This is a genomic window from Bradyrhizobium symbiodeficiens (assembly GCF_002266465.3).
GTDB classification, from domain to species: domain Bacteria; phylum Pseudomonadota; class Alphaproteobacteria; order Rhizobiales; family Xanthobacteraceae; genus Bradyrhizobium; species Bradyrhizobium symbiodeficiens.
Window position 1 is genome coordinate 3,299,310 of sequence record NZ_CP029427.2, and the last position, 26,496, is coordinate 3,325,805.

25 protein-coding genes are annotated in these 26,496 nt (G+C 64.4%); 13 read left to right on the forward strand and 12 right to left on the reverse strand.

What is annotated here, in order from left to right; translation table 11 throughout:
• Positions 1–5: 5 nt before the first annotated feature.
• The 4 genes from CIT39_RS15085 to glgA all read right to left on the reverse strand — a co-directional run bounded on the left by CIT39_RS15085 (position 6) and on the right by glgA (position 4,982).
• A complete protein-coding gene (locus tag CIT39_RS15085) occupies positions 6–731 on the reverse strand; it encodes a sulfite exporter TauE/SafE family protein (protein WP_094974542.1) in 726 nt (241 codons plus the stop codon).
• A gap of 95 nt (positions 732–826) precedes the next feature.
• Complete coding sequence (gene glgX, locus CIT39_RS15090) at positions 827–3,064, reverse strand: glycogen debranching protein GlgX (RefSeq protein ID WP_094974541.1); 2,238 nt, start codon at positions 3,062–3,064, stop codon at positions 827–829.
• 38 nt (positions 3,065–3,102) lie between these two features.
• Positions 3,103–3,384, reverse strand: coding sequence for a DUF3606 domain-containing protein (locus CIT39_RS15095; protein WP_094974540.1), 282 nt, complete (start codon positions 3,382–3,384; stop codon positions 3,103–3,105).
• 188 nt (positions 3,385–3,572) lie between these two features.
• On the reverse strand, positions 3,573–4,982 hold the full coding sequence (gene glgA / locus CIT39_RS15100; RefSeq protein WP_094974539.1) for a glycogen synthase GlgA: 1,410 nt from the start codon (positions 4,980–4,982) through the stop codon (positions 3,573–3,575).
• 400 nt (positions 4,983–5,382) lie between these two features.
• Here glgA and treZ point away from each other — a divergent pair, with 400 nt between their 5' ends.
• Together treZ and CIT39_RS15110 are read left to right on the forward strand one after the other, a co-directional pair.
• A complete protein-coding gene (treZ, locus tag CIT39_RS15105; RefSeq protein ID WP_094974748.1) occupies positions 5,383–7,191 on the forward strand; it encodes a malto-oligosyltrehalose trehalohydrolase in 1,809 nt (602 codons plus the stop codon).
• 79 nt (positions 7,192–7,270) lie between these two features.
• Positions 7,271–8,047: a potassium channel family protein gene (locus CIT39_RS15110; RefSeq protein WP_094974538.1), complete on the forward strand. Its 777-nt coding sequence runs from the start codon at positions 7,271–7,273 to the stop codon at positions 8,045–8,047.
• Positions 8,048–8,257: 210 nt separating this feature from the next.
• Here the strand turns inward: CIT39_RS15110 and CIT39_RS15115 are convergent, their stop codons facing one another.
• Positions 8,258–9,028 carry an exodeoxyribonuclease III gene (locus tag CIT39_RS15115; RefSeq protein WP_094974537.1) on the reverse strand — a complete coding sequence of 257 codons (771 nt, stop codon included), beginning with the start codon at positions 9,026–9,028 and terminating at the stop codon, positions 8,258–8,260.
• Positions 9,029–9,067: 39 nt separating this feature from the next.
• On the opposite strand from CIT39_RS15115, the gene CIT39_RS15120 reads away from it, so the two are divergent.
• The gene (locus CIT39_RS15120) at positions 9,068–9,289 is read left to right on the forward strand and encodes a cysteine rich repeat-containing protein (protein WP_094896666.1); all 222 of its coding nucleotides are present in this window, start codon (positions 9,068–9,070) and stop codon (positions 9,287–9,289) included.
• 11 nt (positions 9,290–9,300) lie between these two features.
• On the opposite strand, the gene alr is transcribed toward CIT39_RS15120, so the two are convergent.
• The 3 genes from alr to CIT39_RS15135 all read right to left on the reverse strand — a co-directional run bounded on the left by alr (position 9,301) and on the right by CIT39_RS15135 (position 14,172).
• The gene (gene alr / locus CIT39_RS15125) at positions 9,301–10,578 is read right to left on the reverse strand and encodes an alanine racemase (protein ID WP_162308895.1); all 1,278 of its coding nucleotides are present in this window, start codon (positions 10,576–10,578) and stop codon (positions 9,301–9,303) included.
• Between the two features lie 46 nt (positions 10,579–10,624).
• On the reverse strand, positions 10,625–12,133 hold the full coding sequence (locus CIT39_RS15130; RefSeq protein ID WP_094974535.1) for a replicative DNA helicase: 1,509 nt from the start codon (positions 12,131–12,133) through the stop codon (positions 10,625–10,627).
• A 788-nt stretch (positions 12,134–12,921) separates the two neighbouring features.
• Positions 12,922–14,172 (reverse strand): cyclopropane fatty acid synthase, encoded by a 1,251-nt coding sequence (locus CIT39_RS15135; RefSeq protein ID WP_162308510.1) that lies wholly within the window; start codon positions 14,170–14,172, stop codon positions 12,922–12,924.
• A gap of 279 nt (positions 14,173–14,451) precedes the next feature.
• Between CIT39_RS15135 and CIT39_RS15140 the strand changes: the two genes are divergently transcribed.
• The 3 genes from CIT39_RS15140 to CIT39_RS15150 all read left to right on the forward strand — a co-directional run bounded on the left by CIT39_RS15140 (position 14,452) and on the right by CIT39_RS15150 (position 16,591).
• The gene (locus CIT39_RS15140; protein WP_162308511.1) at positions 14,452–15,411 is read left to right on the forward strand and encodes a hypothetical protein; all 960 of its coding nucleotides are present in this window, start codon (positions 14,452–14,454) and stop codon (positions 15,409–15,411) included.
• A 107-nt stretch (positions 15,412–15,518) separates the two neighbouring features.
• The gene (locus CIT39_RS15145) at positions 15,519–16,115 is read left to right on the forward strand and encodes a TetR/AcrR family transcriptional regulator (RefSeq protein WP_094974746.1); all 597 of its coding nucleotides are present in this window, start codon (positions 15,519–15,521) and stop codon (positions 16,113–16,115) included.
• An 11-nt stretch (positions 16,116–16,126) separates the two neighbouring features.
• Positions 16,127–16,591, forward strand: a complete 465-nt coding sequence (locus CIT39_RS15150) for a PaaI family thioesterase (RefSeq protein ID WP_094974532.1) — start codon at positions 16,127–16,129, stop codon at positions 16,589–16,591.
• 36 nt (positions 16,592–16,627) lie between these two features.
• Here the strand turns inward: CIT39_RS15150 and rplI are convergent, their stop codons facing one another.
• From rplI to rpsF, 4 genes are all read right to left on the reverse strand, one after another.
• Positions 16,628–17,227, reverse strand: coding sequence for a 50S ribosomal protein L9 (gene rplI, locus CIT39_RS15155; protein ID WP_094974531.1), 600 nt, complete (start codon positions 17,225–17,227; stop codon positions 16,628–16,630).
• 46 nt (positions 17,228–17,273) lie between these two features.
• Positions 17,274–18,275 carry a YybS family protein gene (locus tag CIT39_RS15160; protein WP_094974530.1) on the reverse strand — a complete coding sequence of 334 codons (1,002 nt, stop codon included), beginning with the start codon at positions 18,273–18,275 and terminating at the stop codon, positions 17,274–17,276.
• Between the two features lie 128 nt (positions 18,276–18,403).
• Entirely contained in the window at positions 18,404–18,643 is a 240-nt protein-coding gene (gene rpsR, locus CIT39_RS15165; protein ID WP_007592020.1) for a 30S ribosomal protein S18, read from the reverse strand.
• 5 nt (positions 18,644–18,648) lie between these two features.
• Entirely contained in the window at positions 18,649–19,158 is a 510-nt protein-coding gene (gene rpsF / locus CIT39_RS15170; protein WP_094974745.1) for a 30S ribosomal protein S6, read from the reverse strand.
• Between the two features lie 335 nt (positions 19,159–19,493).
• On the opposite strand from rpsF, the gene CIT39_RS15175 reads away from it, so the two are divergent.
• The 7 genes from CIT39_RS15175 to mltG all read left to right on the forward strand — a co-directional run bounded on the left by CIT39_RS15175 (position 19,494) and on the right by mltG (position 26,441).
• Positions 19,494–20,195 carry a TetR/AcrR family transcriptional regulator C-terminal domain-containing protein gene (locus CIT39_RS15175; RefSeq protein ID WP_094974529.1) on the forward strand — a complete coding sequence of 234 codons (702 nt, stop codon included), beginning with the start codon at positions 19,494–19,496 and terminating at the stop codon, positions 20,193–20,195.
• 3 nt (positions 20,196–20,198) lie between these two features.
• Positions 20,199–21,224 carry a fatty acid desaturase family protein gene (locus CIT39_RS15180; RefSeq protein ID WP_094974528.1) on the forward strand — a complete coding sequence of 342 codons (1,026 nt, stop codon included), beginning with the start codon at positions 20,199–20,201 and terminating at the stop codon, positions 21,222–21,224.
• Positions 21,225–21,411: 187 nt separating this feature from the next.
• A complete protein-coding gene (fabD, locus tag CIT39_RS15185) occupies positions 21,412–22,371 on the forward strand; it encodes an ACP S-malonyltransferase (RefSeq protein ID WP_094974527.1) in 960 nt (319 codons plus the stop codon).
• Between the two features lie 11 nt (positions 22,372–22,382).
• Positions 22,383–23,120, forward strand: coding sequence for a 3-oxoacyl-[acyl-carrier-protein] reductase (gene fabG / locus CIT39_RS15190; protein ID WP_094974526.1), 738 nt, complete (start codon positions 22,383–22,385; stop codon positions 23,118–23,120).
• 313 nt (positions 23,121–23,433) lie between these two features.
• Complete coding sequence (locus CIT39_RS15195; RefSeq protein ID WP_008130699.1) at positions 23,434–23,673, forward strand: acyl carrier protein; 240 nt, start codon at positions 23,434–23,436, stop codon at positions 23,671–23,673.
• 108 nt (positions 23,674–23,781) lie between these two features.
• Positions 23,782–25,047 (forward strand): beta-ketoacyl-ACP synthase II, encoded by a 1,266-nt coding sequence (gene fabF, locus CIT39_RS15200; protein WP_094974525.1) that lies wholly within the window; start codon positions 23,782–23,784, stop codon positions 25,045–25,047.
• A 125-nt stretch (positions 25,048–25,172) separates the two neighbouring features.
• The gene (gene mltG, locus CIT39_RS15205) at positions 25,173–26,441 is read left to right on the forward strand and encodes an endolytic transglycosylase MltG (RefSeq protein WP_094974524.1); all 1,269 of its coding nucleotides are present in this window, start codon (positions 25,173–25,175) and stop codon (positions 26,439–26,441) included.
• The last annotated feature ends 55 nt before the right edge of the window (positions 26,442–26,496 follow it).

Consider the following 26,496-nt stretch of genomic DNA (forward strand, 5'->3'; position numbering starts at 1 on the left):
GGCGATTACGGCTGCGTCGCGTTCCACAGCATCGAGAGCCCGGCCGCGATCATGATCGCGTCCATCACCAGGCGGAACAAGTCCGGCTTCAGGTGCAGCACGAAGCGTTTTGCGATGAAGGCGCCCGACATCAGCGAGGAGCCCGCGATCAGGCCCTTCATGAAGACGTCGCCGGTCAGCGCGCCGAAGCGCTCGAAGGTCACGGATTTCGCGAAGTAGAGGCCGAGTGAGCTCGCTGCCTCGGTCGCAAGGAAAGCACCCCTGGAGAGGCCGTAGAACAGGAACAGCGGCACGCTGAGCGGACCGGTCGAGACCACGATGCCGGTGAGATAGCCGATCACCGCGCCGCCGATCGCCAGATGCCAGAGATTGGCCTTGAGGTCGTGCCGCGCCAGCCAGTGCCGCACCGGCACCATCGCAATCAGGAAGACGCCGATGGCGAGGTCAACGGCGTGCGAAGGCAGCGCCAGCAGCGTCCGTGCGCCGAGCACGGCGGCCGGAATGCCCGTCACCGAATAGGCCGCGCAGGCCCGCCAGTCGACCTCCCGCCACCAGGCCAGAATGCGCGAAAAGTTCGCCATCACGGACGCGACCGCCATGATCGGCACCGCTTCCTTCGGCCCGTAGGCATAGACCAGCACCGGCATCAGCATGATCGACGAGCCGGTGCCGACGATGCCTGAGATGGTGCCGGCGACGAGGCCGACGATGAGGACGAAGAGAAAGGCCACGGGCGAGGCTCCGGGAATCGCAAGGAGTGTAGCGAGCGGAGCCGGGCAGGGCGAGGCGGTCGCGCCCTGCCGGATTTGTGGCGATGGCTGGACGTCTAGTCGGGCAGCGGCGCCTCCGCGACATCGAGCAGCGCGCCGAGACCTTGGCGCAGGCGGCGCGTCGCCACATTCTCGGTGGCAAGGCCAAAGACGACGAGCGATCGTCCTGTCACCTCGTAGGCGTGCCCGAACTCGAAGGCAGGCATCTGGACATCGGGCTGATTGGTGTCGATCAGCCCAAGCCAGCGGCTTCCGTCGGTGACGGGCGGCAGGGCGAAATTCACGACGTCGTAATGGGCGTTGTAGATCAGAAGCATCGTCGCGTCCGAGCCGCGGCGCTTGATGCCGGTCTCCTGGGCGCGTCCGTCGAGCAGCATGCCGAAGCACTTGGCGTTGCCGTCCTCCCATTGTTCGGTGCTCATCTCGTCGCCGGAAGGCGACAGCCACGTCACGTCCTTGACGTCGAGCTCTTCATTGTGGGAGCCGACTAGGAAACGGCTTCGGTAGAGGATGGGAAATGCCTTGCGCGTCACGATCAGCTTGCGCGTGAACTCACGGAGGTTACGGCCGTTTGCCGTGATCCCCATCCAGTCGAGCCAGGCGGTCTCGTTGTCCTGGGCATAGGCATTGTTGTTGCCATTCTGGGTGTGCCCGAACTCGTCACCCGCAAGCAGCATCGGCGTGCCGTGCGACAGCAGCATGGTTGCAAGCAGGTTCCGCTTCTGGCGTTCGCGTAGCGCGACGATCTCGGGATCGTCCGTCGGGCCTTCCGCCCCGCAATTCCAGGAGTGGTTGTTGCTGTGACCGTCGCGATTGTCCTCCCCGTTCGCCTCATTGTGCTTCTCGTTGTACGAGACGAGATCGTTGAGGTTGAAGCCGTCATGCGCCGTGACGAAATTGACGCTGGCCCATGGCCGCCGTCCGCGCTTGTTGAAGAGGTCTCCGGATCCGGACACCCGCTTGGCCAAGTCTGCGAGCGTGCCTTCGTCACCCTTCCAGAACGCACGCACGGTGTCCCTGAACTTGTCGTTCCATTCGGCCCATCCGGGCGGATACTGGCCGACCTGGTAACCGCCGGGGCCGATGTCCCAGGGTTCTGCGATCAGCTTGACGCTGGACAGTACGGGATCCTGGCGGCACGCGTCGAGGAAGCCGCCGCCTTCGTCGAAGCCATAGGGCTCGCGCGCCAGGATGGTGGCGAGGTCGAAACGGAAGCCGTCGACCCGCATCTCCGTTGCCCAGTAGCGCAAGGAATCCGCAACCAGCTGGAGCACCCGCGGATGCGACAGGTTCACCGTATTTCCGGTGCCGGTATCGTTGATGTAGTAGCGCTTCTGGTCCGGCAGCAAGCGATAATAGCTGGCGTTGTCGATGCCCTTGAACGACAGGGTCGGGCCGAGCTCGTTGCCTTCGGCGGTGTGATTGTAGACGACATCGAGAATAACCTCGATGCCATGGGCATGGAACTGGTTGACCATTTCCTTGAATTCGTTCGCGGACGGCGTCTTCAGGTAACGCGGCTCCGGCGCGAAGAAGGCCAGCGAGTTGTAACCCCAGTAATTGCGCAGGCCTTTGTCGACCAGATAGCTGTCGTCGACGAAGGCGTGGATCGGCAGCAGCTCCGCGCTGGTGATCCCGAGTGAGCGCAGATAGGCGGGGATCTCCGCATGCGCCAGACCCGAGAATGTGCCGCGGTCGGCTTCGGGCACCAGCGGATGTAGCTGCGTAAAGCCTTTGACGTGCATCTCGTAGACGATCGTCCGTTCCCACGGCACTTCGGGCTTGCGCGATGCGCCCCAGGTGAACGCGGGGTCGATGACGCGGCACTTCTGCATGAGCCGTGCGCTGTCGCGCTCGTCGAAGGAGAGGTCCTTGTCGGCGTGATCGAGCTGGTAGCCGAACAGCTCGGGTCCCCAGCGCAGCCGTCCAACCAGCTGCTTGGCGTAGGGGTCGAGCAGGAGCTTGTTGGGATTGAAGCGGTGTCCGGCGTCAGGCTCATAGGGCCCATGGACGCGATAGCCGTAGACGGTGCCGGGGCGCGCGGCGGGCAGGTAGCCGTGCCAGACTTCATCGGTATATTCCGGAAGCTCGATCCGCTCGACTTCGGTTTCACCGTCGTCGTCGAACAGGCAGAGTTCGACCTTGGTGGCATGGGCCGAGAACAACGCGAAATTGACGCCGAGACCGTCCCAGGTGGCGCCGAGCGGGAACGGTTTGCCCTCGGTGATCCGGGATCGGCGCAGGCTCGACGCCGCCCGCGTCAGGGCGTCGTCCGGATGCGTCTTTTGGTCCATGTCTGCCCCAATGATGTCTGCCCCCAATGACAATCCGGTCAGGATGTCGGCGCTGTTACAGGTACTTCAGTTGCGGCCTGCTCGGTGGCCGTGACCGAGGCGATCACTGCCGCGGGCGGCACATCGGTCGGCTTGGGCAGCGCGTTGGCGCGTTGCTTGGCGACTTCCTTGCTGATCGCAGCGATCGAATTGCCGATCCGTCCGACGATCGCTGCCAGCTCGGCATCAGACAGGCTCAAACGTTTTCTCACGAGACGCGTCTGAGCACGGTCGGTCAGGTCGAGCTTGTTGCGGATTGGTTTTGGTATCGAGCGGCGCATGGCGGCAACTCCTGTGTGGGATGGTAACCGTCGCCCGCTGATTCCGTTCCTGCGGGTGGCAGACAGCGTCGGCGCGTGCCGATCGCGTCTTGAATTGCGGTCATCGCGCATGCGTCCAGCCGCGGAGCGCCGGCAAGACCCGGTGCAGCGATCCGCGCGATCTCCATGGTTCGTCCCCCGGATGCCCGCTAGATCGATGATCGGTAGAGCGCGGCGTAGGATTTGGCGGACCGGCTCCAGCTGAAGGCCTGGGCCATGGCGGCCCTGCGCATGTGGTCGAGGCGATCCTTCATGCCGAAAGTCGAGAAGGCCCGGCAGAGGCTCCCAAGGAACCCCGGCGCCGATACATGGTCGAACAGGAAGCCGGTCTCGCCGTCGACGATGGTCTCGGCGAGGCCGCCGGTGCGGTGGCCGATCGGCAACGAACCGAAGCGCTGGGCGTACATCTGGCTCAGCCCACACGGCTCGAAGCGCGAAGGCATCAACGTGAAGTCGCTGCCGGCGAATATCTTCCGCGCCTCGGCGTCGTCGAAGCCGATCTTGACGGCAATGGATCGCGGCGCGCGAGCCTGCGCCTGGAGCAGGGCCTCTTCGAACCGCGGCTCGCCCTTGCCGGTGACGACGATCTGGCCGCCGGCATCGACGATGGCTTGCGCGCTTTCGATCACGAGGTCGACGCCCTTCTGATGAACGAGACGCGCGACGAGGGCGAACAGGGGGCCACGGGAGACCGCCAGCCCGAACTGGTCCCTGACATCGTCGGCGTTCAGGGAGCGTTCGGTCCAGTCGCCGGCCCCGAACGGCTGCAGCAGCGACGAGCAGGTTCGCGGGTCCCAGCTCTCGTCGATGCCGTTCAGGATGCCGGACAATTGGTTGCGGTCCGCCCTCTGCCTCAGGAGCCCTTCGAGACCGCATCCGAATTCGGCGGTCGTGATCTCCCGCGCATAGGTCTGGCTGACCGTCGTCAGGTGCGAGGCATAGACCAGGCCGGCCTTGATGAAGGACAGGCGATTGTAGAATTCGACGCCGTCGATGTTGAAGCTGGCCTCGGGAATCCCGAGCGGAGCGAGAGAGCTGCGGTCGAAGACGCCCTGATAGGCCAGATTATGGATCGTGAAGACGGTCGGAATGTGCGCGTAGTGCCATTCCAGATAGCCGGGGATCAGCGCGCATTGCCAATCGTTTGCGTGAACCAGATCGGCCGACCAATCCTTGTCGACCAGCCCCCTGGCGAGCTGAGCGGCGGCGTAGGAGAAGGTCGCGAACCTCACATTGTTGTCGCACCAATCCGCCCCGCTGCCATCGGCGTAGGGCGTGCCGTCGCGCTCGAATAGCTCCGGACAGCGCACAACGTAGTACGCCAGACCGTCCGCGGTATGTCCGAGATCGACATCGAACGCCGGCAGGGCAGCAAACGGCAGGCATCGACCCACGGGCTTGAGATCGTTCAAGCCGCGCAGGACCGCCGGATAGCCCGGGATGATGACGCGTACGTCAGCAAGATCTCGCAAGGCGCGCGGCAGGGCCGCAGAAACGGCGGCAAGGCCGCCAACTTGAATGAAGTCTGATACTTCAGGCGTCGCGAACAGGATCCGCATTCGCTACGTCCCTGCATCGGGACAATAGTGGCCTTTGCCAACCATCTCTAAATTCCAAGGGCGCTTCCTCAGCGAAGCGCTGTCCCTCAAATTCTGCGGCGCAGCAAAAGTTCCTAAGCTCCACGTGCGGCTAAGCTTTTTTCGTAGGTCGGTCCAAAAGTGTACACAGCGTTGGGGGTGCGCGAGATCGTCGATGGTAGTGCGTCTCCCGCGCACGCTCGTGTAAGGAACGAATGTCCGCACGGCAGCTTTCTCGTCCGCAGACATCCCTCAAGCGATCGTACCGGCTCACCGATCGCGCTACGCTGAGGCATGTCCAGCTCCGAACATGCGGGTGCGAAAGGCGGACGGATTGATTCAGAGACTTGGTTTAGAGAGATTTGGAATAGAGAAGCTTGGAATAGCCGGGCAGGCCCGGCGCCACGGTGCCCATATCGTCGATCATGGCGTCAGCTTCAACCTCTGGGCCCCGACGGCCGGCTCGGTGGAGTTGCTGCAGGGCGGTCGACCGCCGCAGCGGATGTCGCGCGACGACGACGGCTGGTATCAGCTGCTCAGCCCGACCGCGCGTGCCGGCACGCGCTATCAGTTCAGGATCAACGAGGACCTGATCGTCCCCGATCCGGCCTCGTTCTTCCAGCCTGATGATGTCGGTGCGCCGAGCGAGGTGATCGACACGGCGGCGCTACGCGATGCCACGCTCTATCCGGGGCGCCCGTGGGCGGAGGCCGTGATCTACGAGCTGCACGTCGGTGCCTTCAGCGAAGAGGGGACTTATGAGGGCGTCGAGAAGCGGTTGCCCTATCTGCGCGATCTCGGCATCACCGCGATCGAGCTGATGCCGATCAACGATGTCCCCGGCCGGCACAATTGGGGCTATGACGGGGTGCTGCTGAATGCGCCCAATGCACGCTATGGCGGGCCGCAGGATCTGAAGCGGCTGTTGCGGGCAGCTCACGCGCTGGACATCATGGTCTATCTCGACGTGGTCTATAACCACTTCGGGCCGCAGTTGAATTATCTGCACAGCTACGCGGAGAATTTCTTCAACGCGCGCCACTCCACGGGCTGGGGACCCGCCGTCAACCTGGAGGGACGAGACGGTGCCTTCGTGCGTGAATTCCTGATCGAGAACGCGCTGATGTGGCTGCGCGACTACGGCTTCGACGGGCTGCGCCTCGATGCAGTTCACGCGCTGAAGGACGATTCCGAGCGGCACTTTCTCGCCGAGCTTGCCGAGACCATCCGCCACGAATTGCCGGGCCGGCGTGTGCATCTGATGCTGGAGAACGAGGCCAATCAGGCGCATCTGTTGGATCGCGCGGAAGGACGTCCGAGACATTACGAAGCCCAGTGGGGTGATGATTTCCACAATGCGCTTCATGTCCTGCTGACGGGAGAAGACGAAGGATATTACCGCGCGTTTGCGGACAAGCCGCTCGAACATCTTGCGCGATCGCTCACCGAAGGCTTTGCCTACCAAGGCGAGGTCTTCGCCCTTCAAAACGAGCCTCGCGGCGAGCCGAGCGCCCATCTGCCGCCGGACGCCACCATCTTCTTCGCTCAAAACCACGACCAGATCGGTAACCGGGCTTTAGGTGAGCGGCTGTCGAAATTGATCAGTCCTGAAAAGCTCGGCCAGGCGATGGCGCTGGTTCTGCTCAATCCGCATATTCCCATGCTGTTCATGGGTGAGGAGGCGGCTGTCGAAACGCCGTTCCTGTTCTTCGCAGACTGGACGGGAGAAGCCGCCGAGTTGACGCGGGAAGGGCGACGCAAGGAGTTCTCGCACTTCAAGGCATTCTCGACACCTGAAATGCGCGCAAAGATCCCGGACCCGTGTGACGAGAGGACTTTCCATGCCTCGAAACTTGACTGGAACGACATCGATCGTTCTCCCGGCTGCGCGCAGTTTCGAGCGTTGACATCGCAGTTGCTGAAGATCCGGCACGAGAAGATCGTGCCGCTCATCGAACAAGGCTTCATTTCTGCGCACCGCGAACTGCTCGGCGATCATCCGCATCAGGGTGGGATAGACGTGCGCTGGCAGACGGAGAAGGGAGACACCCTGCAGATTGTCGCTAACTTTGCCGACCGGCCGCTTCCCATGCCGGAGTTGGTGGCGGGCGAGTGCCTTTGGGGGCGAAGGCCGGCGCAAGAACAAGCGCTCCTGCCGGGCGGCATCATCGTCCGGCTTGGTCGGCCATGACCTCTCACAACAACACCGATCGCGCCTGTCTCGACCGGATATGGTTGCAATTGTCTAGGCAAACCGCGATCATGAGTCCGTGACCCTGTTGTCTCTCAGAAGCAACGTCCGCCGGCTGTACGAGGGTGCTACGCCGAATGGCGTGCGCTTCCGCTATGCGCTGCTCGTCTTCGATATCGTGACGGTGCTCTTCATCATCGCCACGTCGTTTCTGCACCCCAGCGAGGTCATCGAAACGCTCGACGTCCTATTCGGCCTGCTGCTGCTTGCCGACTTTTCCGCACGGCTGCTCGCCGGCCGGCACCCGTTCCGGAAATTCCGCCAACTGGCGACGTGGGCCGACATGGTTGCGATCGTATCCTTTCTGGCCCCGCTTGCCGGCGAGGCCGGCGGCTTCCTCCGGATCCTGCGGACGTTGGGGCTGCTGCGCGACTACCAGATGCTGGCGAGGCTCCGCATCGATTCTTCGTTTTTTCGCCGGAACGAAGAGGTCATCTTCGCCGTCACGAACCTTGCCGTGTTCATCTTCGTCATGACCGGTCTCGTGTACGAGACCCAGAAGTTTCGTAACGAACAGATCCACAACTATGCCGATGCGCTGTATTTCACGGTTACGGCGCTGACGACGACCGGCTTCGGCGACATCACGCTGCCGGGAACGCTTGGCCGTCTCATCACCGTCGTGATCATGATTTTCGGCGTCACCCTGTTCTTCAATCTCGCCCGCGCGCTTCTCAGCCCCAACAAGGTGCGATTTCCATGTCCGGATTGCGGGCTGCAGAGGCACGACGCCGACGCCGTTCATTGCAAGGCCTGTGGTGTCCTCCTCAATATTCCCGATGAAGGCGCGACCTGAAGCGCCCGACCGCCGGATGTGGTGCATGGACGCAAGATTCAGGAGGCTCTAAGCCATTGAAACGACTGGCGTCGGCTACTGTGCATGGGGTTGTTTTCGCGATTTTTGCCCCCGAAGCCTGCGGTGACGGTGTTGAACGTCGCAGGCCGAGCCGCTGCAAGAGACGGCAGATCGTCTGTATTGCGGATCAGTGGTGAGGCTTCTCCCCCGTCATCTCAAGACCACCCATGCCGGCGCGTGATCGCTCGCCCCATCCTCGCCGCGCACCTTCTTGTCCACCCCCGCCTTCGTCAGCCGTGAGACCAGCGCAGGGCTCAGCAGGAGATGATCGAGCCGCAGCCCAGCGTCGCGCGGCCAGCGGTTCCGCTTGTAGTCCCAGAACGTGTAGACGCGCTTTTCCGGATGCAGCTCGCGGATCGCATCGCACCAGCCTTGCTCGACGAGCGAGGCATAGGCCGCGCGGCTCTTCGGCTGGACCAGCGCGTCCTTGTCCCATGAGCGCGTCGGATAGATGTCGATCTCGGTTGGCGCGACGTTGTAGTCGCCGGCGAGCACCACGGGCAGATCCTGCTTGATGAAGCTCCTGGCGTGGCGCTTCAGCCGCGCGAACCAGTCCAGCTTGTAGTCGAATTTCGGTCCCGGCTGCGGATTGCCGTTCGGCAGATAGATGCTGGTGACGATGATGCCGCGCACGGCGGCCTCGATGTAGCGGGCCTCGAGATCGCCCGGTCTTCCAGGCAAGCGGTCGCGGGTGAGAATGGGCTCCGCATTGCGGGCGAGGATGGCGACGCCGTTCCATGTCTTCTGTCCGCGCCACACTGCGCCATAGCCGGCCTTTTCGATCGCGGCCGCCGGAAATTCGCCATCACTTGCCTTCAATTCCTGAAGCGCGACGACATCGGGCTTTGCCGCGCGCAGCCATGCCAACAGATTGGGCAGGCGGCGGTTGACGTTGTTGATGTTGAATGTCGCGATCTTCATGTAGAGCTAGCGCTTCTGCCTTCCGAGACCGGAGATACAATGTCCAAGTTGAACTTTGCTGCTTTCGTCGTCGTTGCCGCGATCTCCGGAGCGGCTTCGGCACAATCCTCCGATCCGCGCGGTGCGTGCAAGGCGGACTATGACAAATTCTGCGCCGGCATCGCGCCGGGCGGCGGCAAGGTCATCGCCTGCCTCGACGCCAAGCGCGACCAGCTCAGCGTGTCTTGCAAGACGGCGCTCGACGGCCGGAAGAAGAAGTAAGCGGCTGAGGACTAGGTGGGCAGCGGCGGCGGCGCCGCGGGCTGCTCGATCGGCGGCGGCGAGGGCGGCTGCTCCGCCGTGCTCGCCGGAACCGGCTTCGTCAGCGGCTCCTCCACATTGCCGCCCTTGTAGAGGCGGGCGTAGCGGTGGCCGAGGCTGGTCAGCACCTCATAGCCGATGGTGCCGAAATGATGCGCGAGCTCGTCGACGGTGATGCCCTCGCCGAGCAGCGTCACCATATGGCCGCGGCGCGCCGCGTTCGGCGGCAGATCGGTGATGTCGATCGCGATCAGATCCATCGAGATGCGGCCGGCGACCGGGCAGCGCTTGCCGGCGACGATGACTTCGGCACCGCGGGTGCCGTCATTGGAGCTGGCGGCGCGGAAATAGCCGTCGGCATAACCGATCGCGATGATCGCGAGCTTGGTCGGCCGCCGCGCGGTCCAGGTGCCGCCATAGCCAACGCTCTCGCCGCGCTCGATGGTGCGGATCTGCACGATGCGCGCCTTGAGGTCGACCACCGGCTGCATCGGATTGTCGGCCTCCGGCGTCGGGTTGACGCCGTAGAGGGCGGCGCCCGGCCGCACCAGGTCGAACTGGAAGGGCGCGCCGAGAAAGATGCCGGAGGAATTGGCGAGCGCCGCCGGCACGCCGGAGAACTCGCTGGCGATGCCGCGGAAGGCAGCGAGCTGCCTGGCGTTCACCGGGCTGTTGAGCTGCTCGGCCGAGACCAGATGGCTCATCACCAGCGTGATGCCGTGATCGCCGGCATTGATGCGGGGGATGATGGCCTGCGCTTCCGATAATGTCAGGCCGAGCCGGTTCATGCCGGTGTCGATATGGATCGCCGCGCCCCCGGTCCAGCCGGTGCGGCGGCAGAACACGTCCCATTCGGCGAGCTCGTTGAGGTCGCCGATGACCGGACGGCAATTGATCTTGGCGTAGTGCTCGCCGGTGTTCTGGAAATAGCCGCCGAGCACGTAGATCGTGGGCTCCGGGACGGCGGCGCGCACCTTGCGCGCTTCCTCGATGGTGGCGACGAAAAAGGTCTTGCAGCCGGCCTTGCTCAGCGCACGCGCGACCTCGGCGGCGCCGCAGCCATAGGCGTCGGCCTTGATCACCGCCGAGCATTCGGCCGGCACCGCGGTCTTCTCGAGCTTGCGCCAGTTGGCGATGATGGCGTCGAGATCGACGGTCAGCACGCCGCCATAGGCAGCGAGGGCGGCAGCCTGACTGGCCTCCGCGGAAAGAAGGCCGGATTGCGAGATGGTTTTCGGGTCGGACGCCATTGTCATGGCGTCGTTTTACGCAAGAGGCAGGTCCTGTTCAAGGAACTCAATAGTCGTTGCCGCTGCGAACCGGGAGCTGACTGTCAGGGGCGAGGTCGCCGAACCGTGTGATCGAGGCTTCGAAGGCCAGGTCGACGGTGCCGGTCGGGCCGTGACGCTGCTTGCCGATGATGACCTCGGCCTTACCGTGCGCAAGACTCATGTCGAGCTGCCACTTCTCGTGCTCAGGCGTGCCCGGGCGCGGCTCCTTCATGGCGAGGTAATATTCCTCGCGATACACGAACAGCACGACGTCGGCGTCCTGCTCGATCGAGCCGGATTCACGGAGGTCGGAGAGCTGCGGCCGCTTGTCGTCGCGGGATTCGACCTGTCGTGACAGCTGCGACAGCGCGATCACGGGAACGTTGAGTTCCTTCGCCAGCGCCTTCAGGCTGGTCGTGATCTCCGTGATTTCCTGCACGCGATTATCGTTCCGCTTGCCCGAGCCCGACAGCAGCTGGATGTAGTCGATCACCAGCAGGTCGAGGCCTTTCTGTCGCTTCAGCCGGCGCGCGCGCGCCATCAGCTGCGCGATCGAGAGGCCGCCGGTCGCGTCGACATAGAACGGCAGCGATTGCAGCTCGATCGAGACCTCCCGGATCTTTTCGAAATCGGCTTCCGAGATGCCGCCGCGGCGGATGTGGGAGGAGGGAACGCCGGTGCGCTCGGCCACGATGCGCGTGGCGAGCTGGTCGGCCGACATTTCGCAGGAGAAGAAGCCGATCACGCCGCCATTGGCGGCCTTCATGGTGCCGTCGGCCTGGAGTTCCGGAACATAGGCTCGCGCGACATTGTAGGCGATGTTGGTCGCCAGCGACGTTTTGCCCATGCCGGGACGGCCCGCGACGATGATGAGATCGGAGTGCTGCAGGCCGCCCATCTTGGTGTCGAGGTCGCGCATGCCCGTCGAAATGCCCGACAGCTTGCCGTCGCGCTGGAACGCCTTTGCGGCGAGATCGACCGCCACCGCCAGTGCCTGGGAGAATTTCTGGAAGCCGCCGTCATAGCGGCCGGATTCGGCGAGTTCGTAGAGGCGGCGCTCGGCATCCTCGATCTGCGCGCGCGGCGCGAAATCGACCGGGGCGTCGTAGGCGACATTGACCATGTCCTCGCCGATGCCGATCAGGTCGCGGCGCAGCGCCAGGTCGTAGATGGTGCGGCCATAGTCCTGGGCGTTGATGATGGTGGTCGCTTCGGCCGCGAGACGCGCAAGATATTGCCCGATGGTCATGCCGCCGACGTCGGTATCGGCTGGCAGGAACGTCTTCAGCGTCACGGGCGTGGCGATCTTGCCCATCCGGATCAGGCTGGCGGCGGTCTCGTAGATGGTCTGGTGCAGCGGCTCGAAATAATGCTTCGGCTCGAGGAAGTCGGAGACACGGTAGAACGCATCATTGTTGACCAGGATCGCGCCCAGAAGGCTCTGTTCCGCCTCGATATTATGCGGAGCGCTCCGATAGGCGGGAGTGCCGGGCTCGGGCGCGAGTTTAAGGACGTTCGAATCAGTCAGGGCCATGGTCGGACGTGCTTAGCAATTTTGTTGGGCGGATGCGGGGCCGGGATAAAGCGCCACCGCACGCGAAAGCGGAAGCGAAAGCTGACCGCTATCAACCGCTCAGTTAAAATGGTGGATGATTAACACTCGCAGCACGCACCGTGCTTGACGGATTTTTGCGGAACTCGCCCCCCTCCAGGAAGCGGCCGCGCCCACGCCATGGAAAAATCCTGAAACCATGAGCCTTATGGCCTGAGCCTTAATGAACCTTATGGATCGGCGCGCAGACGAATCCAGAAGCGCGCGAAATGACGCACGCTGCCGGCTTTGGGCTCGCCTTCAGACCAGCAGGAGGTAGACCAGCGCAACCAGAGCCGCCCCCACGCCGGTGGCGATCAGGGCGTAATCGGTGCGGAGGTCGTCCTGCACGTCGAATGAGGTTTGGGTCTCTTTGCTCATGGCGACGGTCTAAGCCAGGCCCGACCAGACTTATGTGAATTGGATCACATCTCCCCGGATTCTTTCGGGGGTATGACCGGAACAGGCAGCGGAGAAGGGAATTATCTCCCGCGATCCGCCAACAGCGAACGAGGCAGCAGATGCGGCCAGAACGGCGGCACCAGATTTGGCGGAGCGAGGCCGGCAGCCGGCTTTGGCTCTCGGGGCTGATTGCGGCCATGGAGCACGCGGAACGGCCCGAAATCCGTCGCCAGCCTGTCGACCCCGAGGTCCTCGTCGAGCTGCGGGCGCAACTGGCGTTAACAGCCCTTTTCCGCTCCTGCCAGATGTCGACCCTGCGTCACTAGACTCTATTCACCAGCCAATTTGAGCCTCGGCCTGGCCGCGCCTTCGCGCGCCCGCAGCCGGGCTTCTTCACGCGGCATGTAGTCGCGCGTCATCGGCACCACGCCCTGGCGCCGGGTGAGCTGGATCTGGAAGTTCATCATGGCCTGCTTGCGGAACGTCATCTCGCAGGCCGCCAGATAGAATTCCCACATTAGGGCGAAGCGCTTGTCGTAGAGCTGAACGGCTTCCTCGCGCCGCGCCATGAAACGTTCCCGCCAGGCCTTCAGCGTTTCCGCGTAATGCAGGCGCAGGATCTCGATATCGCAGACCAGCAGGCCGGCGCGCTCGATCTCCGGCAGCACCTCCGACAGGGCCGGTATGTAGCCGCCGGGGAAAATGTATTTGGCGATCCAGGGGTTGGTCGAGTCCGGGCCCTGCGAGCGGCCGATCGAATGCAGCAGCATGACGCCGTCCTCGCGGAGCAGCTCGGCGCAGCGTTGGAAATAGGTGTCGTAGAAGCGGGCGCCGACATGCTCGAGCATGCCGACCGAGACGATGCGGTCGAACGGGCCTTCGACGTCGCGGTAGTCCTGGAGCAGGAATCTGGCGGAAGCCGCCAGGCGCTTTTCGGCCGCGCGCGCATTGGCGATCTGCAGCTGCTCGCTCGACAGCGTCACGCCGGTGACGTCGGCGCCCGCGATCTCCGCGAGATAGAGGCCGAGCCCGCCCCAGCCGGAGCCGATGTCGAGCACGCGCTGGCCGGGCTTGACGAGCAGCTTGGCGGCGATGTGCCGCTTCTTGGCGAGCTGCGCGTCGTCGAGCGTCGCGTCCTGCGTCTCGAAATAGGCGCAGCTATATTGCTTGTCGGCATCCAGGAAGAGCGAATAGAGCCGGGCATCGAGATCATAATGATGCGCGACGTTGTGGCGGGCGCGCGATCGCGGATTGAATTGCTTCAGATGCCGCGTCAGGTAACGCAGGTGCCACCAGGGTTTTGCCCATTGCGGCAACAGGTCGGGTTGATCGAGCAGGATCGCGAGGGCATCAGCTATGGTGCCGTGCTCGACGACGAACTCGCCGTCCATATAGGCCTCGCCGAGCCCGAGCTCAGGATTGAGGAGGATCCTCCGCTCCGCCTCCGCGGTGACGAAGCGTACCGCGATCGGCTCGCCAGAGCCGTCGCCGACGGTGAATTTCGATCCACTGGAGCCGGTCACCGTCATCGACCCGCGGCGGATGAATTGAGAGAGAAATCGACGCAACAAGCGGTCCATCGACACCTTCCTCTCGGGCGAACCCGAAACGATGCGACTGATCCGGCATTGTCATTTCCGACGCCGGGTGACGCGGCAGTTCCTATGCGTTTGCATCCAAATCTGGGGAGGGCGGATCGGTTACGCTAATGCGCTGAGTTCACAGCCGATATTCGCAAACCGCTTAATCACATTCTTGCGCGTGGTGCCTGCTTCCATTCGTGGCCCAATCGGATAAAAGGTGACCCCGCCGCGCCCGATGCCGGCTGCACCTCTCGGAATTCAATGGAGATGATGGGAATGTCGAGCCGAGCGCTCAGCCTCGCGACGGTATTGCTTCTGATCGGCTTCGGCGCGGCCGATTCCGTTTTCGCGCAGGCGACCAATCTCGAGGCCGGCAAAACCCCGTCCCAGATTTTCTCGCAGACCTGCAATGCCTGTCACAAGAGCCCGCGTGGACTTCTGAAGTCCGTTGCGCCGGGCTCGCTGCCGGGCTTCCTGCGCCAGCACTACACCACGAGCTCGGACATGGCGGGCGTGCTCGCCTCCTATCTCGTCTCCAACGGTGCCGCCGATACGCGCTATCAGGCCAAGGACGGCAAGGACAGCAAGGACAGGAAGGACGGCGCCAGGGAAAAGGATGCCAGCTCCAATCCCGAGCATCAGGGCCGCCGCCCGCGCGCCCAGGACGCCGCCAAGCCGGACGGCGAGGCTGCTCCCACAGCGGAAGGTGCGCGCCAGAAGCGTGCCGCACGTCCGGCCGAGGAGGGCACGAAGCCCGAGGGCCAGGCCGCGCCCGAGGGACGCAAGGGCAAGCGGCGCGCCAAGCCCGCCACTGAGGAAGCCCCAAAGGTCGATGCTGCCGCGCCGGCCACTGAAGAGAAGAAGAGCGAGCCCAAGCCGGAGTCCAAGCCCGAGCCGAAGCCCGACGAGGCCAAGCCCGATAGCAACAAGGCGTCGGAGAAGCCCGTCGAGACCAAGCCCGAGAGCGCCAAGGTCGAGCCCCGCGGCAGCGAAGCTCCGGCGCTGCGGCCCGATCCGGTCCCGGCGGTGACGCCGGCTGCACCGGCCGCCGCGAAGCCTGCCGAACCGGCGGCACCCAAACCGGCGGAAGAGGCTGCTCCCAAGCCGGCCGCGCCTGCGGCCAGCTCCGAACCGGCGGTCAAGCCGCAGCCGCCGGCTCCGCCCGCGACTGCTGCAGCCCCGCCTGTCGCGCCGGCCGAGTCCTCCGGTCCGCCGGCGCCGCCGATCTCGCGCTAAGCCAGCTGGTTTTCTGATCGATATGCGGAGGCCGCGTTCATCGCGGCCTCCGCATCGTCTTGACCACCGCTGGAGCATTACTCTAGAGTAACGCTCCAGGAGGCATGATGACGGCGAGCGTACGGGACGATCTGTTGGCAGCCGGGCTGATCGTGTTTGACCGCGTCGGCTTCGAAGCTGCGACGGTGGCCGCGATCCGCACCCGGGCGCGCGCCTCCAATGGCAGCTTCTTCCACGCCTTCGGCTCGAAGAAGGAGCTTGCCGGTGCGCTGTTCCTGGAGGTCCTGCGGCACTATCACGCCGCGGTGCTGGCCGCGCTCGATCCCGTGCCCGATGCGGAGCAGGGCATCGATCGGCTGATCCGGGCCCATCTCGACTGGGTGGTGACCAGCCGGCGCGAGGCGCGCTATTTGTTCGAGATTTCGCGGAGCGAGTGGGGCGAGGAAGTTCGCGACGCCCAGCGCGCGCAGAATGCGCGGCTCGCCGACGGTATCGAGCGCTGGCGCGCGCCGCTGGTTGCAAACGGCGAGCTCTTGCCGATGACGCCGGTGATGTTCGTGAGCCAGCTCATCGGTCCCGCGCAGATCTTCTGCCGCGCTTTCCTGTCGGGACGCGACCGCGCCGATCCGCGCGTCGAGGCCGACACGCTGATCGCCTGCGCCGGCCGTGCGCTCCGACCGCCCGAACGCATCAACAGGACATAAGGAGAGGCCTCATGCGTGCCACAGATCCCGAATTCGCAGCCGTCGCCGAACGCATCCACGCCAATGTCGGCCGGCAGGGCTTCATGAACCTGGTTGGTGCCGAGCTTTCGGAATTGTCGCGCGGCACCTGCACGATTGCCGTGGATCGCCGGCCGGAGCTGCTGCAGCAGCACGGCTTCTTCCATGGCGGCGTCACCGCCTTCCTGGTCGACAACGCCACGACGATCGCAGCCGCCACCTCGCGCGGCCAGCCGGCGCTGACGGCGGAGTACAAGCTCAATCTGTTGTCACCCGCGGTCGGCGAGAAGCTGATCTGCCGTGCCCGGGTGATCAAGCCTGGCCGCCAGGTCTCGGTGGTTGCGGCCGACGTATTCTGCGTCAGCGACGGTGTCGAGAAGCACACGGCAACGGCGCTGGCCTCGATCGCGATGTTGAGCGAGGACGTCGCCGCAAAAACGAAAAACCCGGCCGCCTGAGGCGACCGGGTTTCGCTTCGCATAGGAATGCGAGACTTACTTCTCTTCTGCAGCGGGCGCCGGCTCGGCTTCGTCCTGCTCGGCTTCCGGATCGAAGAACTCGCCGGCGGCGGCGATCGCCTCGGCGGCTGCGTCGCGGTCCTCGTTGCGGGTCGAGATGTCCTCGCCGCGGTTGATGCGCTCGGCCTCGTCCTGGCTGCGCGCAACCGTGACAGAGATCTCGACCTCAACCTCGGGGTGGATGGCAACGGTGATCGAGCGCTTGCCGATGACCTTGATCGGCGCATCGAGCTGAACCTGCGGGCGGGCCAGCGAGATGCCGTCGGCTTCGAACGCCACGACGATGTCACGCACGTTGACCGAGCCGAACAGCTGGCCGGATTCCGAGGCCTGACGGATCACGATGATGTTCTTGCCCGCGATCTTCTCGGCGACCTTGGACGCCTCGCCCTTGCTCTGCAGGTTGCGAGCTTCGAGGTCGGCCTTCATGCCGTCGTACTTGGCCTTGTTGTCGGCGGTGGCGCGCAGCGCCTTGCCACGCTTGAGCAGGAAATTTCGGGCATAGCCGTCGCGAACCTTCACGACTTCGCCCATCTGGCCGAGCTTGCTCACGCGTTCCAGCAAAATGACTTCCATATTCGTTCTCCTTTGAAGTGTTGAGTGTGGATTTTCGAACTTGAACTTAAGCGGTTGGCAGTGGCGGCGGCTGCCGGCTGCGCAGGAAGCGCTCGCGGAAGCCGAACATTGCGTCCGCCATGCCGAGGATCACCATCGCGATCACCGGCCATCCGAACACGACCACGACGGCGTAGGTCGAGCCGAGCCAGAACGTGCGGCTCTTCAGCGCCAGCGTGAGCGTATGCAGCACGGCAAAGCCGGTCAGCGCATAGCCCATCATCAGCGCGGTCGCGGTGATCTGTGCGGCAATCCCGAGCAGCCCGCCGGTGAAGCAGAAGGCGAGCGCGATGCACAGCGCCACCAGCGTCATCGGCGGCAGCTCCGCCGTCTTCATGTCCGGCCAAGGGCGCCGTAGCCGGCCCGAGGTCGCCGTGATCTTGGCGCTGAGCCAGAGGTTGAGGGTCAGCGTCATCATCGCGATGATGGTGGCCCCGGCCGGTGCGATCCGCACCAGCGCGTCGACGAACTGACCGGCCTCGCCGGAGCTTTGCGGGTCGGTAGCCCGGAGCATGCGCATCAGGCCGCGCCGCAGCGTGCCGATGATGGCCTCGGCGTCGGTCCCGAGCGTGAGCAGGGCGGCGATCGTGGTCAGCGTGGCGAAGCCCGCGAGCCACAGCAGGATGCGGCCGACCGGATACCATTCGAGTTCAGGCTCGGCGGGCGCGGCGGCTTTGGGCGCGGGCTGTCCCACGGCAACCTCTCCCATGGCGACGTTTCCCACGGGACGGCTGAGCAGGACGAGATGGCCGAGCCACCACGCCGGCAGCGCGACGGTGACGGCGAAGGCGATGCAATAGGGCAGGCCGAACAGGGCACCGAGGCCGATCGCAGCGGCGATGCCGCCGAGGCTCGCGCAAAGCGGTCCCCAGCCGATCGAGGCGACCATCAACGGCAGCGGTGCGAGATAGAACAGGACGAGCGAGATCAGCGCGCCCGAAATGATCGAGGCGAACATCAGGGCCGACGCAGCGCCGGCGATCAGGGCTATGAGCACAAAGGCCATCATCAGCTGTCCCGCTCCCTTCGAGCGGTTAGAGGCGTCTCGCCCCAACCATCGGCAACCGGACGACCCGGGAGCCTTATGAAACTTAAAGAGTGCAGCCGGCGGTGATGTCGCCGCCGGCTGAATTCGTCTTAGCGAATGACGTAGGGCAGCAGGCCCAGGAACCGCGCGCGCTTGATGGCGCGGGCGAGTTCACGCTGCTTCTTCGCTGACACCGCGGTGATGCGGCTCGGCACGATCTTGCCGCGTTCGGAGACGTAACGCATCAAGAGCTTGGAGTCCTTGTAGTCGATCTTGGGAGCATTGGCGCCCGTGAACGGGCAGCTCTTGCGACGACGGAAAAACGGGCGGCGTGCACCAGCTTCAGCCATTGTTCTTACTCCCCTTCCGTCGTTGTCGTGGTTTCAGCTTCTTCGCGCGGACGGCGCGGGCCGCGGTCACCGCGGAAGCCGCCACCCTCACGATCGCCGCCACGGAAACCACCCTCGCGGTCGCCACGGAAGCCACCGCCTTCGCGGTCGCCACGGAAGCCGCCGCCACGGTCGTCACGCTCGCGGTCACGGTCGGCCTTGCGCATCATCGCGGAGGGGCCTTCCTCGAGCTCCTCGACGCGGACGCTGAGATAGCGGATCACGTCTTCGCTGATGCGCTCCTGGCGCTCGATCTCGGCGATCGCCGCGGACGGCGCGTCGATATTGAGCAGCACGAAGTGCGCCTTGCGGTTCTTGTTCATGCGGTAGGTGAGGGAGCGTACGCCCCAATTCTCGGTCTTGGTGACCTTGCCGCCGAGACCCTCGACGATACCGGTCATCTGCGCAGTCAGTTCTTCGACCTGCTGCGTGCTCGCGTCCTGACGCGCGAGAAAGACATGCTCATAAAGAGCCATGGTGGTCCTTTCCTCATGTTGGCGCATCGCCCGGCGTCAAACCCTTAAGAGGCCTTCGGAAAGGACTCTGGGATTAAGCTCAGAAGGCGGAAACACGGGACGACGGGCCGACTGGCCCTGCCACACCAAAATCACGAATGATTTGCTGAGACCGTCCGTTCAGCTCCCGGCCGGGGTCTGCGGATGCGCGCCTTATACGGATTTTGGCCGGCTTGGCAAGGTTTGAACGCCTCGTTTTGGGCCAGACGATACCGGCGAGGCGGCCAGACCCACCCCCATACCGGCTTGATCTATTTGTTTGTATGGCATACAAATAATAGGATCGGGAGGTTCTGATGACGGGTGAATCGGTCCAGGCTCCGTTCGAGGCTTCGGCGGGCGATCCCAAGCACGCCGCGCGGGCCACACGGTCGGCCGGCCGCAAGATGCGCTCGCTGCTGCTGGATGCGGCAAGCCCGCTGTTCCGGGAGCGGGGACTGTCGGGTACGGCGATCGCCGACATCGCGGCGACCGCGGACGCATTCCCGAGCCAGATCACCTACTATTTCCACACCAAGGAGGCGCTGTTCGTCGAATGCGCCTGCCGCGAACTGCTGTATCTGGCGCGTGCGACGGAGCAGGCGGCGCTGAAGGCGCGCACGCCGCGGGACTACACGCATGCGCTGGCGCAGACCGTGACGGCGAGCGATTCCGTGGCGTTCTTCGCCGAAGCGCTGACATTGACGCGGCGCCGCCAGGATCTCGCGCCGCTGGTCGAGCGCACGATCGAACGCCTGCACGGCGAAGGCGCGCGCGCCTATGCGAGCCAGGTGGCGCGGCACGGCTGGCGCTCGCTGCGCGCGCCCGACGAAAGCTCGCGGCGGTTCTGGGCCGTTGCGATCGGAATCATGCTCGAAGGCTATGCGATGGGGCGTTCGTCCGAGGCGCTCTGCGCCGAGATGCTGCGCGTGCTCGGCGAGCAGGCGAAATCCACCGGCGACGCGACACGTCTGCGTCTCGTCGATGACGCAGCAAGCAATTCGAACGAGGAAGGCTAGGCCATGACCGCGCTTCGCATGCGTGCCCGCGATTTCCTGACCGACGACCAGCTTGCCGACGTGCGCCAGCGTGTGACCTGGAAAGGCGTCGCACTGATCGCGCACGCCTGGGCACTCATCATCGGTGCCATCGCCCTGGTCGCGTGGTGGCCCAATCCGGTCACTTATGTCCTCGCCGTCGCGATCATCGGTTCGCGCCAGCTGGGCCTTGCGATCCTGATGCATGATGGCGCGCATGGCTGTCTGTCCGCCGATGAGAAAACCAATCTGGCCCTGAGCCAGTGGTTCTGCGCCTATCCGCTGTTTGCGGAGACGCGCAGCTACCGGCGTTACCACCTTCAGCACCATGCGCGCACCCAGCAGGAAGATGATCCGGATCTCGTGCTGTCGGCGCCGTTTCCAATTACGAAGCTGAGCTATCGCCGCAAGTTCATTCGCGACATCACCGGACAGACCGGCTACCAGCAGCGCAAGGCACAGCTGCTCAACGCGCTCGGTCCGAAGGACTGGCCGTGGCGCCAGCGCGCGGCGCATTTTTGGGAGAAGCTCGGCCCGCAATGCCTGCTCAACGCTGTGATGTTCGCAGCACTCGCGGCGGCCGGCGTGTGGTGGGCCTATCCGCTGCTGTGGCTGGTGCCGCTTCTGACCTGGATGATGGTCATCACCCGCATCCGTAACATTGCAGAGCATGCCGTCGTCCCCGACAGCAGCGATCCCTTGCGCAACACCCGCACGACGCATGCCAATGTTTTCGAGCGCCTGTTCATCGCTCCATACTATGTGAACTATCACCTCGAGCATCATCTGCTGTTCTACGTGCCCTGCTACAATCTGCCGAAGGTCCATCGCCTGCTGAGCGAGAGCCGGCACGCCGGCCGCATGGAGGTGCAGCCGAACTACGCAGCGGTGCTGCGGCTGGCGACGGCAAGGCCTGACAGGGAGGATCGGCCGGGGCAATTGGCGAGCAGCGCGCGCCGTGCGCAGGCTGGAGCGGAGGTCGATGCCAACCAGACCGCCGGTGGATTTTGACGGGACGTATCCCCAGTTGAATGCCAGCCAGGATTTCCATCGCGGCTTGACAGTCCGGCCCCTGACAGTGTCTACGGCCCCCTTTGGAGCATGATCCGGAACCATGGCCCAGGGCCGTGCGTAAAGGCCGCGTGTAATCGGCTGCCGGTCCTCGAAAGGGATCGTGCCCGACAAGCAGGGAGCGCCGATGACGGCTGCATTCACATTTCCTGGGCAGGGTTCCCAGGCGGTCGGCATGGGCAAGGCCCTGGCCGACGCTTTTCCGGTCGCGCGTGCCGTGTTCGACGAGGTCGATGCCGCGCTCGGAGAGAAGCTGACGGCGATCATCTGGGATGGTCCGGCCGAAGCCCTTCAGCTCACCCAGAATGCCCAGCCGGCGCTGATGGCGGTTTCGATCGCCACCCTGCGTGTGTTGGAAGCTGAAGCAGATTTTTCCGTGGGGCGGGATGCCGCCTTCGTAGCCGGCCACTCGCTCGGTGAATATTCGGCGCTGGCAGCGGCCGGCAGCCTGACGGTTTCGGATACCGCCCGTCTGCTTCGCACTCGCGGTCTCGCAATGCAAAAGGCCGTCCCGGTCGGCGCCGGCGCGATGGCCGCTCTGCTCGGGCTCGACTACGAGGCCGCCATGGCGGTCGCCGGCGAGGCGGCGCAGGGGCAGGTCTGCCAGGCCGCCAACGACAATGGCGGCGGGCAGGTGGTTGTCTCCGGCGACAAGGCTGCGGTCGATCGCGCCGTCGAGATCGCCAAGACCAAGGGCGCCAAGCGCGCGATGTTGCTGCCGGTCTCCGCCCCGTTCCACTGTAAGCTGATGCAACCCGCCGCCGACGCCATGGCGGAAGCGCTCTCGAAGGTCACGATCAAGGCGCCGGCTGCGCCGCTGGTGTCGAACGTGCTGGCGAGCGCCATCACCGATCCCGACGAGATCCGCCGCCGGCTGGTCGAACAGGTTACCGGCACCGTGCGCTGGCGCGAGTCGGTTGCCTATATGGCAGGGCAGGGCGTCACCCGTTTCTTCGAGATCGGCGCCGGCAAGGTGCTGACGGGACTCGTCAAGCGTATTGCCGACGGCGCCGTCGGCGTTGCCGTGGGCGGACCGAACGATATTGCTGCCGCCAAGGATGCATTGGCCGCCGCGAAGCAGAGCTAGAGGAGTTCTCGATGTTCGATCTGACTGGCAAAAAAGCGCTCGTCACCGGCGCGACCGGCGGCATCGGTGGCGCGATCGCGCAGGCGCTGCATGCGCAGGGCGCGACCGTCGCGATCTCAGGAACGCGCAAGGAAGTGCTGGATGAGCTTGCCGGCAAGCTCGGCGAGCGTACCTTTGTACTGCCTTGCAATCTCTCCAAGGCCGACGAGGTCGAGGCGCTGGTGCCTGCTGCGGAAGCGGCAATGGGACAGGTCGACATCCTCATCGCCAATGCCGGCATCACCCGCGACAATCTCTTCGTGCAGCTTCGTGACGAGGATTGGGAGGAGGTCATCAACATCAATCTGACCTCGACTTTCCGCCTGGCGCGCGCCGCCACCAAGCTGATGATGCGCAAGCGCTTCGGCCGCATCATCGCCATCACCTCGGTGGTCGGCGTTACCGGCAATCCCGGGCAAGGCAACTATACTGCGTCGAAGGCGGGCCTGATCGGCATGATCAAGACGTTGGGGGCCGAATACGCCAAGCGCGGCGTCACCGCCAACTGCATCGCGCCGGGCTTCATCAAGACGCCGATGACCGATGCGCTCAACGACAAGCAGCGCGAAACGATTCTGACGAGGGTTCCGGCCGCCCGCCTGGGGACGCCCGAGGACATCGCCGCGGCCGCCGTCTACCTGAGTTCAAACGAAGCAGCCTACGTCACCGGGCAGACCATCCACGTCAACGGCGGTATGGCTATGATCTGACGTCTCGTTCGGCACTGCCCACAGGGGCGGCGCCGAATGCGGCAAACAGCCGTTTCCGGAGCGAAATGAGGCTTGTAGTCAAGGTAATTGAAGTATGCTAACCGGACCTTCAACGGATGGGCAAAGAACGCCATTGCAGGTTTTTGAAACCCTGTATATTGGCGATGCGGAGCCTTGGCCGACGTTCGCCGGGTCCTGTATCGGTTAGCATGGGGCCAAATCAAAGTTCGTAAGCGAAGGCAAGTAACGCGACCACGACGGCTCGTATCGTCCCGGGGGGTCGGGTCTACAGGGAACAACACGAGGTTATGCAATGAGTGACATTGGCGAACGGGTTAAGAAGATCGTGGTCGAACACCTTGGTGTTGAACCCGAGAAGGTTGTCGACGCAGCGAGCTTCATCGACGACCTCGGCGCCGACAGTCTGGACACCGTCGAGCTGGTGATGGCGTTCGAAGAAGAATTCGGTTGCGAGATTCCGGACGATGCCGCGGAAACGATTCTCACCGTCGGCGACGCCACGAAATTTCTCGAAAAGAACGCGAAGAGCTAAGGCTCTTCTTTTTCGCGGGGACAACATTGAAACCGGACGGGCCGCTTTCCAGCGGTCAGCCGGTTTCTTGTTATTGGCCGTGAATCTTTCAATGCGGAGTTTTCGGATATGAGGCGGGTTGTCGTCACGGGTCTTGGCATGGTCTCGCCACTAGGCTGTGGCGTCGAGCCGACCTGGAAACGCATCCTCAACGGCGAAAGCGGTGCGCGCAGGATCGAGAGCTTCGACGTCTCCGATCTGCAGACCAAATACGCCTGCACCGTCGTGCGCGGCGACGGCACCAACGACAGCTTCAATCCCGATATCTGGATGGAGCCGAAGGACCAGCGCAAGGTCGACGACTTCATCATCTTCGGCATGGCGGCTGCGGGCCAGGCGCTCGAGGATGCCAATTGGCATCCCGAGTCCGAAGAGGACAAATGCGCGACCGGAACCATGATCGGGTCCGGCATCGGTGGCCTCAGCGGTATCGCCGAGACCGCGATCCTCCTGAAGGAACGCGGGCCGCGCCGGGTGTCGCCGTTCTTCATTCCGGGCCGCCTGATCAATCTCGCCTCCGGCTACGTCTCGATCAAGCACGGGCTGAAGGGACCGAACCATTCGGTGGTCACGGCCTGCTCGACCGGTGCACATGCCGTCGGCGATGCCGCGCGCCTGATCGCGCTGGGCGATGCCGACGTGATGGTCGCAGGCGGCGCCGAATCGCCGATCAGCCGCATCGGCATTGCCGGCTTCAACGCCGCGCGTGCGCTCTCGACCGGATTCAACGACACACCCGAGAAGGCCTCGCGACCCTACGACAAGGACCGCGACGGTTTCGTGATGGGCGAGGGCGCCGGCGTCCTGGTGCTGGAAGAGCTCGAGCACGCCCAGCGCCGCGGCGCCAGGATCTATGCCGAGGTGATCGGCTATGGCCTGTCGGGTGATGCCTATCACATCACGTCGCCGGCGCCCGATGGCGATGGCGGCTTCCGCAGCATGTCGGCCGCGCTCAAGCGCGCCGGCCTGACCGCCTCCGATCTCGACTACATCAACGCGCACGGCACCTCGACGCCGCTCGGCGACGAGATCGAACTCGGTGCCGTCGAGCGTCTGCTCGGCAATGCCGCCTCCAAGGTTGCGATGTCCTCGACCAAATCGTCGACGGGACATCTGCTCGGCGCGGCCGGTGCGATCGAAGCGATCTTCGCCATTCTCGCGATTCGCGATAATGTTGTGCCGCCGACCATCAACCTCGACAATCCGTCGGTGGAGACCGCGATCGATCTCGTGCCGCACACGGCGAGGAAGCGAGAGGTCAACGTCGCCTTGTCGAACTCGTTTGGTTTTGGCGGTACCAATGCGTCGGTGATCCTCCGGCGTTTGGTCAGTTAGTTTGAGTTTGAGACGAATCCACCGTTTTGCCGTATTCGGCGATAGTCATGGAAGTGGGCGCGTGCATTTGGCAGGGCAAGCGATTGTCGGGCCGCGATTGAACCGGCAGGATTCAGGTTGTTTTGATGAGTGAAAGGCCGCCCATTTCGCCCCGGAGTCCGCGGGCAGCGCTCGAGCCCGAGCAGCTCCCGCCGCCGCCGAAGCGGTCGGAGCGTGCGCGCAATCCTTTCGTGGTCGTCGGCAACGCCATCATCACCCTTCTGCTGGTCGCCATGCTCGGCGCCGGCGGCATCTATTATTACGGCCGACAGGTGCTGGAAGCGCCGGGGCCGTTGAAGGACGACAAGATCGTCAACATCCCGCAGCGCGCGGGCAAGCGCGACATCGCCGAGACGCTGAACCGGGAAGGCGTCACCGACGTCAATCCCTGGGTGTTCATCGCCAGCGTCGCCGCGTTGAAGGCGAGCTCGGACCTCAAGCCGGGTGAATATTCGTTCCAGAAGAACGCCTCGCTCCGCGACGTCATCGCCACCATCGTCGAGGGCAAGGTGGTGCAACATGCCGTTACGATTCCGGAAGGGCTCACCTCCGAGCAGATCGTGGCCCGCCTGTCCGACAACGACATCTTCACCGGCAGTGTGCGCGAGCTGCCGCGCGAGGGCACGCTGTTGCCCGAGACCTACAAATTCCCGCGCGGCACCCCGCGCGAGCAGGTGATCCAGCGCATGCAGCAGGCGCACAAGCGCGTGCTCGGCGAGATCTGGGAACGTCGCAATCAGGACATTCCGGTCAAGACGCCGGAGCAGCTGGTGACGCTCGCCTCGATCGTCGAGAAGGAAACCGGCAAGCCGGACGAGCGCAGCCGTGTCGCCGCGGTGTTCACCAACCGGCTGAAGCAGCGGATCAAGCTGCAGTCCGATCCGACCATCATCTACGGCCTCGTCGGCGGCAAGGGCACGCTGGGCCGGCCGATCAAGCGCAGCGAGATCACGCAGCCGTCGCCCTACAACACCTATGTGATCGAGGGCCTGCCGCCGGGTCCGATCGCCAATCCCGGCCGCGCCTCGCTGGAGGCCGCCGCCAATCCGGCGCGCACCCGCGACCTCTTCTTCGTCGCCGACGGTACCGGCGGGCACGCCTTCACCGAGACTTATGACGCGCACCAGAAGAACGTCGCCAAGCTCCGCGCGATGGAGAAGCAGATCCAGAACGACACGGTGGAGCCGGCCGAGGATGCGCCGCCGCCCGCCACCGCCGCCCCCGGAACTGCCGATACGCCTACGGCGACGACGCCGGCGCGCCCCAATCAGCAGAAGAAGCCGCCGGCGGCGCGCCCCGCGGCGCCAGCGCGGCAGGGCGCGGTGCAACCCTCCCCACCGGTGGTCCAGCGCTAGGCGCGCTGCAGACCTGCCCGCGGACTTTGCGGATTCCACTTTCCTGCAAAATAGT

Coding starts and splice junctions, on each gene's coding strand:
- CIT39_RS15115 (WP_094974537.1), bottom strand. CDS start 9,028: ATGAAGATCGCGACATTCAACATCAACAACGTCAACCGCCGCCTGCCC.
- CIT39_RS15120 (WP_094896666.1), top strand. CDS start 9,068: ATGTCCAAGTTGAACTTTGCTGCTTTCGTCGTCGTTGCCGCGATCTCC.
- CIT39_RS15150 (WP_094974532.1), top strand. CDS start 16,127: ATGCGTGCCACAGATCCCGAATTCGCAGCCGTCGCCGAACGCATCCAC.
- CIT39_RS15180 (WP_094974528.1), top strand. CDS start 20,199: ATGACCGCGCTTCGCATGCGTGCCCGCGATTTCCTGACCGACGACCAG.
- fabF (WP_094974525.1), top strand. CDS start 23,782: ATGAGGCGGGTTGTCGTCACGGGTCTTGGCATGGTCTCGCCACTAGGC.
- CIT39_RS15140 (WP_162308511.1), top strand. CDS start 14,452: ATGTCGAGCCGAGCGCTCAGCCTCGCGACGGTATTGCTTCTGATCGGC.
- fabG (WP_094974526.1), top strand. CDS start 22,383: ATGTTCGATCTGACTGGCAAAAAAGCGCTCGTCACCGGCGCGACCGGC.
- CIT39_RS15130 (WP_094974535.1), bottom strand. CDS start 12,133: ATGGCCCTGACTGATTCGAACGTCCTTAAACTCGCGCCCGAGCCCGGC.
- mltG (WP_094974524.1), top strand. CDS start 25,173: ATGAGTGAAAGGCCGCCCATTTCGCCCCGGAGTCCGCGGGCAGCGCTC.
- CIT39_RS15160 (WP_094974530.1), bottom strand. CDS start 18,275: ATGATGGCCTTTGTGCTCATAGCCCTGATCGCCGGCGCTGCGTCGGCC.
- rplI (WP_094974531.1), bottom strand. CDS start 17,227: ATGGAAGTCATTTTGCTGGAACGCGTGAGCAAGCTCGGCCAGATGGGC.
- rpsF (WP_094974745.1), bottom strand. CDS start 19,158: ATGGCTCTTTATGAGCATGTCTTTCTCGCGCGTCAGGACGCGAGCACG.
- CIT39_RS15135 (WP_162308510.1), bottom strand. CDS start 14,172: ATGGACCGCTTGTTGCGTCGATTTCTCTCTCAATTCATCCGCCGCGGG.
- CIT39_RS15175 (WP_094974529.1), top strand. CDS start 19,494: ATGACGGGTGAATCGGTCCAGGCTCCGTTCGAGGCTTCGGCGGGCGAT.
- fabD (WP_094974527.1), top strand. CDS start 21,412: ATGACGGCTGCATTCACATTTCCTGGGCAGGGTTCCCAGGCGGTCGGC.
- alr (WP_162308895.1), bottom strand. CDS start 10,578: ATGGCGTCCGACCCGAAAACCATCTCGCAATCCGGCCTTCTTTCCGCG.
- CIT39_RS15145 (WP_094974746.1), top strand. CDS start 15,519: ATGACGGCGAGCGTACGGGACGATCTGTTGGCAGCCGGGCTGATCGTG.
- rpsR (WP_007592020.1), bottom strand. CDS start 18,643: ATGGCTGAAGCTGGTGCACGCCGCCCGTTTTTCCGTCGTCGCAAGAGC.
- CIT39_RS15195 (WP_008130699.1), top strand. CDS start 23,434: ATGAGTGACATTGGCGAACGGGTTAAGAAGATCGTGGTCGAACACCTT.
- glgX (WP_094974541.1), bottom strand. CDS start 3,064: ATGGACCAAAAGACGCATCCGGACGACGCCCTGACGCGGGCGGCGTCG.
- CIT39_RS15095 (WP_094974540.1), bottom strand. CDS start 3,384: ATGCGCCGCTCGATACCAAAACCAATCCGCAACAAGCTCGACCTGACC.
- glgA (WP_094974539.1), bottom strand. CDS start 4,982: ATGCGGATCCTGTTCGCGACGCCTGAAGTATCAGACTTCATTCAAGTT.